The 7,458-nt window shown below is 45.2% G+C and carries 4 protein-coding genes; 2 read left to right on the top strand and 2 right to left on the bottom strand.

Annotation, left to right across the window (positions count from 1 at the left end):
• Positions 1 to 116 precede the first annotated feature (116 nt).
• A complete protein-coding gene (locus NG833_RS20605; RefSeq protein ID WP_254567148.1) occupies positions 117 to 560 on the bottom strand; it encodes a sacsin N-terminal ATP-binding-like domain-containing protein in 444 nt (147 codons plus the stop codon).
• Between the two features lie 478 nt (positions 561 to 1,038).
• Between NG833_RS20605 and rplI the strand changes: the two genes are divergently transcribed.
• Positions 1,039 to 1,497: a 50S ribosomal protein L9 gene (gene rplI / locus NG833_RS20600; protein WP_254567147.1), complete on the top strand. Its 459-nt coding sequence runs from the start codon at positions 1,039 to 1,041 to the stop codon at positions 1,495 to 1,497.
• A gap of 142 nt (positions 1,498 to 1,639) precedes the next feature.
• On the top strand, positions 1,640 to 2,998 hold the full coding sequence (gene dnaB / locus NG833_RS20595; RefSeq protein WP_254567146.1) for a replicative DNA helicase: 1,359 nt from the start codon (positions 1,640 to 1,642) through the stop codon (positions 2,996 to 2,998).
• A 170-nt stretch (positions 2,999 to 3,168) separates the two neighbouring features.
• Here the strand turns inward: dnaB and NG833_RS20590 are convergent, their stop codons facing one another.
• A complete protein-coding gene (locus tag NG833_RS20590; RefSeq protein ID WP_254567145.1) occupies positions 3,169 to 6,612 on the bottom strand; it encodes a DUF4347 domain-containing protein in 3,444 nt (1,147 codons plus the stop codon).
• Positions 6,613 to 7,458: the final 846 nt, after the last annotated feature.

The following is a 7,458-nucleotide window of genomic DNA, read 5'->3' as shown; positions in this document are numbered from 1 at the left end:
CCGCCTTCCGGCTTGACGACGGCAATCCTCTAGCTGGGCAAATACTTCAACGATGGCGAGCTGGGACATCTTGACCTGACTCCGAGAGTGAGATTACTCTGTTATTCTATCAAGTTTTACATTAGAATGAAATAGCCCTGAGTGGAATTCCGATCAAATTTAAAGGAAAAGTCACCGGAGTTGATATAAACACATTCCGAATCAGAAAAAACTGATTTAAAACCAATTCCTTTGTATCCGGTTTGCTCTAAATCTTGAGATTTGGTACTTTTCGAGATACTACAAATAGCATCCACATTTTTGTCATCAAACGGTTTGTCATTGTGCAACACAAGCAAGTAGTTTTTCAGAATAACAAATTTTACATTAACTTGACCCGATATAGTCGGTAAGTCATCGGCATTTTGCAATAACTCGAAAATAAATCGCTCTGTTTCAGTATATAAGTCTCCGGTTAAACGAGTCAGCGAGTTGGCTAGGTTCTCGGCATCTCGGCTTGACATTCCAGTGGTGTCAAAGATATTTTGAATAAAATATTGAGGGGTAAAACGATTAAACATAGTAGTTGTTAGAGATGGTTCAAATTGGGGTGGGTTCGAGGTTTAATTGAATAGTTGACTTAGGCTTGGATCATTTTTACTTGAGTTTTTGAAAGGGTTTGGGAATAACCAGATTTTGATAAATGAGCTTGTCAGACATTATAAAACTATTCGGCTAGAATTACAAAAACACTGTTCGGCATTTCTGTCAAGTACATTTTATACCAAACCTAGATTCGCTGACTCTGCATGAGTAACCGAGCTTTTTTAAATACTCCCCCCTACCCTATAATTTTTTGGAGGTCCAGTTTCTTTTTCCTCCATCGAGCTACTTTAGGTCTAGTCCACCTCCTTTACCCTGAGAATTACAGATTGAAGCCCTGATGTGGTATGCGGCAGGGGTTCAAACTCCCGTTTTAGCCCAAATAACACCCCCTCCCTATTGCCATCTGTCCCCAGGAAGCGTAAAATAGAGAGTTATGACCGAACAGGAACCATTATGAGCAAACGAGTCCAAGTCGTATTAAGTCAAGATGTTAGAAAGCTGGGTAGATCCGGCGACCTGGTAGAAGTGGCCCCCGGTTATGCCCGGAACTACCTGCTACCCCAAGGCTTCGCCGTTCGTACCACCCCAGGGATTCTCCGTCAAGTGGAACGCCGCAGAGAATTAGAACGGCAACGTCTGTTGGAAGAGAAGCAACAGGCACAATCTCAGAAAACGGCCCTGGAAACCATTGGACGCTTTACCATCTCCAAATCCGTTGGGGAAGGGGATGCGATTTTCGGGACGGTTACCGATCGCGAAGTGGCAGAAGTCATCCAAGCGGCTACTAACCAAGAAATCGATCGCCGTGGGATTACCCTGCCTGCTATTAGCAAGACTGGGTTCTATAAGGCACAAATCAAATTACACCCCGACGTTACCGCTGAAGTCGAAATTCAAGTGGTTGCGGGCTAAAAAACGGCGACTTTCCCAGGCGGAATTTCTCTCATGCCTGGGCCAAAACTGTCCCGAAATTTGTACAATAGAAAAGACGCGATTTATTTCTAACCCGAATAAATCGCGTCCGGTGCATCTAGACGAAACCTGAGTACAAATCGTGGCTGAACCCTTAAACTTCCAAGGCTATAGCGATCGCCTCCCCCCGCAAAATATCGATGCGGAAGAAAGTATTTTAGGCGGAATTCTCCTCGACCCGGAGGCCATCACCCGAGTCCTAGACCGCCTCCCTCCCGATGGATTTTCTATCACCGCCCATCAACAGATTTACAAAGCGGCCATTGCCCTCCATTTCCAAGGCAAAGCCACCGATTTAATGACCGTCACCAGTTGGTTAGCTGACCATAAACTCCTCGAACAAGTCGGCGGACAAAGCAAACTGGCTCAACTCGTAGAACGCACGGTTTCGGCAGTGAATATCGACCAATATGCCGAACTGGTGGTGGATAAATATATGCGCCGCAAATTAATTCAAGGCGGACATAAAGTTGCTGAGTTAGGATTTGATACTACCACGGAACTCGCCATCCTCCTGGACAAGGCGGAACAAACCATTTTTAGCCTCACCCAGGACCGTCCTCAACAGGGTTTAGTTTCCATTTCAGAAACCCTGATTCAGACTTTTGAAAATATCGAAATCCATCAACAAGGGTTAGCTTTACCGGGGTTAACTTGTGGGTTTTATGACTTAGATGCGATGACCGGAGGATTGCAGCGATCGGATTTAATTATTATAGCTGGAAGACCGGCGATGGGGAAAACCAGTTTTGCCTTGAACCTTGGGCGAAATATTGCTGAATTCCATAAATTACCTGTGGCGGTATTTAGCCTGGAAATGTCCAAGGAACAACTGGTGCAACGGATGCTGTCTGGGGAAGCGGGGATTGAGAGTAACCGACTGCGATCGGGACGGATTGCTCAGAATGAATGGGAAGCCTTAAGTATTGCGATCGGGAATCTCTCGGAGTTACCCCTTTTTATTGATGATACCCCCAATATTACGATTACCGATATTCGGTCTAAATGTCGGCGACTGCAAGCGGAACAGGGGGGACAAATGGGATTGATTCTGCTGGATTATTTGCAGTTGATGGAAGGCAGTAGTCCGGATAATCGGGTGCAAGAGTTATCAAGAATTACCCGAGGATTGAAACAATTAGCGCGGGAATTAAATGTTCCCATTATTACCTTATCCCAACTGAGTCGCGGGGTAGAAGCGCGGACCAATAAACGTCCAATGATGTCCGATTTACGCGAATCAGGTTCGATTGAACAAGACTCGGATATTGTTGTCATGCTCTATCGGGAAGAGTATTATAATCCGGATACTCCAGACCGGGGAATTGCGGAAGTGATTATTACCAAGCATCGGAATGGACCAACGGGGACGATTAAGTTGCTCTTTGACCCGCAGTTTACCAAGTTTAAAAATTTGGCAAGACCCCAACAACATTATTAAGCCGATTGACCCGATGCAATCCTTAAAAAATATGAGCGTTACCGACACTTTATCTCTAATTTTATAACGGATTTACCATTACCGTAACCGTTAAATAGGTCTTGGGATTAACCCTGATTGAAGGGGGAAAATTGTTTCCCCCATTAGAGGCGATCGCCTCCCACTGTGCCCTAAATCATCACAACATCTGACGGAGTAATCATCGACGCCTCCACATTATTCAAAACCACCAGAAGTTCACCGCCTACAGAAATATTAGTCACCCCGGTTCCTTCGGTAATACTCAATTGCGCTGTGGTTAATCCCTCCGCCAATCCGATGCGGTCAATTCCGACCTCAAAATCAACCACGAAGTTAATGCCATCCCCTTCGCGGAAGACAAAGATATCCTCTCCCGTTCCGCCAATTAAAGTATCATTCCCCAAATCTCCCCAGAGAACATCATTGCCATTCCCTCCGTTGAGAATATCGTTTTCTTTCCCCCCATGCAGAGTATCATTACCCTCCCCGCCAAACAGGGTATCATCACCCCGATTTCCATTTAAGAAATCGTTACCATTGCCTCCGCAGAGGACATCATTATCATTGTCTCCAAACAGGAAATCATCCCCTTCTTGTCCATAGAGAATATCGTTCTGTTTGCCGCCATGCAGGGTATCATTGCCATCCCATCCAAACAGGGTGTCATCCCCACGATTGCCATTTAAGAAATCATCTCCGTCCCCTCCCCATAACCAATCATTATCGTTATCCCCAAACAGCGTATCATTCCCATCAAATCCGAGTAAGGTATCATTTTCCTTACCCCCATGCACTAAATCATTGCCAAAACTGGCATCAATATAATCATTGCCAGTATTGCCGTGGAGCGGATCATTTCCCATCCCCCCATAGATGTTGTCATTCCCTCCTAATCCCAGGAGAAAATCATCGCTTGCTGTCCCGAAAACAACTTCTCCAGTATCAGTACCAAAAAAGGGATTGACACCACCGGAATAAAGCGTATCGGCAACCGGGTTGGGTCCGGGAAAGACCATAAATCCCTGACAAATACCCGCTTCAGAGAGGCTAAAATCTCGGTTAGAAGAATCAACCGGGGGAGAATCAACTTCAGGAGAGTCACTTGAAGGGAGAGATTCTGGCAAAATTGGACCAGAGACGATAATCCCTGAACCTGGTGGGGTATCTGTGGGGGGTTCCGGTGGCGGTGGGGAAGTGATGGTGGCAGTAATGGGAAAGTTAAAGGGATTGTCACTGTTGTTGTTCGTGATAAATCGTAACTCTCCCAAGGCAGTTCCGACTTCCGTAGCATCGAGTTGGACTTGAAAATTGGCTTCTCCATTAGCAGGAATTGTGCCAGGAAAAGCACCAACTAAACTAAAGGAAGCGGGGAGTTGTAAGTCAGAAAGGGTAACTTCACTTGGGGTAGTATTCCGAATGGTAAAGGTGGTGGTGAGTGCCTCGGTGACTTCTGTCGTCCCCAGGTTGACGGAGGTGGTTGTATCATCAGCGACTTCTGTGGTTCCTAGGAAGACTTGAATGGGTAACGCTGATTCTACTAGAATTCCTAATTCGTAAGCCCCAATATCGGCGACTGCTGTGCCATTTTCATCCCCATCAAAGGGTCGAGTTTGTCCCCGTTGATCCGTAGCGGGTGCTACCGCATTATTCCCCGCATCAATGGCAGGACTTCCGGGTAGTAAGGGGTGAATTAGGGCTCCATTTATTTCCTGTAGCGGTCCTAATAGGGGGTCGGCGATCGTGATAGTCGCCGTTACGTTAACATCCCCCGGGTCAGGAGAGTTTTTATCGGGAAATTGTAGGTTATTTCCCCCATCAATTAGTTCTCGATTAGTTTGCTGCCTGGTATTTGCAGGATTTCCGGCCTGATTATTGGTGAAAATTGAATTAGCAACGGAAATGTTTGAAGTCGTGCCATTAAATAAAGCACCGGCAGAAGACCCAGCGTAGTTGTCCGCTACCGTCAGATTGATGAGGTTAGCAGCAGATTGAATAAAAATGCCACCACCCAAACCTTCTTTGGTAACAGGATGTTCAGCTTTATTACCAGAAAATGTACTGTTAGTAATCGTCCTTGATGAAAAATTATCTCCCCAGAAACCGCCCCCTTGTTTGTGAGCTAAATTATTGGCAAAGGTGGTATTAGTTAGGGTGAATTCACTATTGTCTTGGCGTAATCCTCCGCCACTTCCACCCCCTGCCGCCGTTTCTATGGCTTCATTGTTAATGAATAAACTATTTTCAACAATCACGGGATCTCCCGGATAAGAAAAGAGGTTCGCCCCCCCTCCATCTAAGGCTCGATTGCCTTCAAATCGGCTGTTTCGGATGGTAATCGTCCCTGAGTCGGGCTTATTAAAATCCGTGGCCCCATCGGTTAAAATAGCTCCCCCTAATCCATAAAAGGGAGTTTTTGAACTGGGGGTAATCGCCTCATTATTAATGAAGGTAGAATTTTCGACATCTAAGATGGTGAATAGGCTATTAATGGCTCCGCCATTCACCCCTTTGTTGTTTTCAAAATGGCTATCTTTGACTGTTAAGGTACTTTCACTTTTGATGGCAATTGCACCGCCTCCACGTTCCTCAGTTCCCGCCGTGCCAAGGTTACCTTCAAAACGAGAATTTAAAATGGTATTTTTGCTCTGAAACCCACCAAAAATACCTCCACCGCCATAGACAGCATCATTGTCGAGCAATGTACTATTTTCAACGGTTAATGAGGTTTGATTTGCTGTTCTGATTCCAGCGCCAGCCCCATCTTCTCCGGCTGCTGTTGTTTTACCATTGGCAATTGTCAAGCCCCTAAATGTCACGTTGATGGGAACAAAATCCGGTGCACGAATTACATCAAAAACCCGACTGGCATTATTGCCACTAATGGTCACACCGGGAGCATTTGTCCCATCAATAGTTAAGTTTTTATTAATGGATAATTGACCGCTAGTTAGGGTAATAGTTTGATTGGCTAAAGTTGGATCAAACTGGATGGTATCTCCCGCTTGGGCGGAGGCGATCGCATTTCTTAAAGACCCTGCCCCACTATCATTGGCATTGGTCACGGTTAGAATAGCAAACAGTCCCGAATAGGCCATCATTGCCTCGGGTTTGAATGCCAAGGGTCTCGTTATTTCTCCCGTTTTAAAGGCTAAATTCCAGTTTCCTCCCCGTTCTGAATTACCTGTAATATCGACAGATGCCGCAGTATTAATTCCCGTTAATTCACTCAAGTTTGTGACAAATTCTGCACCGATTCCGGCTGCCACTTGGCATCCATAGAGGAACAGATTTCCCTTCTGAATCACTGCTTTGGACCAAGACTGCAAAAGGGAGTGATACTGGGCTAAATTATCCCGGGATAAGATAACCTTCCCCAGTTGGAGAGAACCGGGACTGCCGTGGGAAATAATATGGATTGAGTCTACGGTTTGTCCCCGAACAGATAAACTGTGTAAAACCTGGGTAATTTGCTGAACTCCATCGGCTAATTCATCTAACACGATCGCCTGGGTATTGTCCCAGACTCCCTGGAGTAAACCTTGATAATTTTCGACCTGGGAATCGATGAAAACTAGAGTTTGGCATACAGGCATTGCGCTCTTCGCGGGGATTCTAATCCAATCAAAATTAATCGTCATCTGGACTACTCCAAAACTTATTTTTTGGGTAGATACCAGCCCTGATGGAGAGAAGCGCTCTCTTGAAAAAATCAGCCCCTCATTTTTTGTGCGCTTTTCTCCTTAATATTTCTTCACCCGGATTTAGAAAAACCCGGATTTTCTGCGGAAAGCTTATGGGAAGGCATCCCGATTTTTAATGCTTTTCGATTTTAATTTATATTTTCCAATGACAATTATAAAATAAAACGGCAGCATAATTTAACTAATATCATAATTTCCTGATATTAGGCTCTAACAGTTTTGAGGTTAAGTCAATCAACCACCGGGGATAAAGTGCCTTTGGTTTCAGTTAATATGGGCGAGATAACAATAAATATGATGGTTAAATTCATAAAAACCACCCTCGGATTGGAGTAGGCTGAGAACCCTCTACACTTGAGAGTTTCCAACGGGCAGTTTTCCTCTGATTAAAAAATAACCCTGGATAGAACAAAGGAGGAGTTCAACTCCTCTTTCAACCCGAGAAAGTTTAAGAGACATAACCCGAATTATAGCAAAATTTAGGGATGCTTCTCTTCAGTTAAACGGAAGTGCGATCGCCCCCAAGGAAACACTACTATCAGCTTGACTTGGGGCCTGAATTAAAAGTTCCCCTGAAGGGGGTTGGATGCCTTAAAAAACTCCAGAAAAAACGGACCTAAATACCCGCTTCCCCTCCCTAATTCCCCTATCCCTCTCGACGGACTGTCCCCGTCTGCCCTCCCTAAAATTGGCTGAAAAAACCGGACCCCCAATCAGTACAGGGGTCTCTCTCCCTGG

Origin of the sequence: Oscillatoria sp. HE19RPO (genome assembly GCF_024220515.1) — a bacterium.
Lineage (GTDB): Bacteria > Cyanobacteriota > Cyanobacteriia > Cyanobacteriales > Laspinemataceae > Laspinema.
Note: the sequence above shows the minus strand (reverse complement) of the source record. Positions and strands in the feature narration are given on the sequence as shown.

Bases quoted from the DNA above. Each gene is read 5' to 3' on its own strand.
- rplI (WP_254567147.1), top strand. From the start codon at position 1,039: ATGAGCAAACGAGTCCAAGTCGTATTAAGTCAAGATGTTAGAAAGCTG.
- NG833_RS20605 (WP_254567148.1), bottom strand. From the start codon at position 560: ATGTTTAATCGTTTTACCCCTCAATATTTTATTCAAAATATCTTTGAC.
- NG833_RS20590 (WP_254567145.1), bottom strand. From the start codon at position 6,612: ATGCCTGTATGCCAAACTCTAGTTTTCATCGATTCCCAGGTCGAAAAT.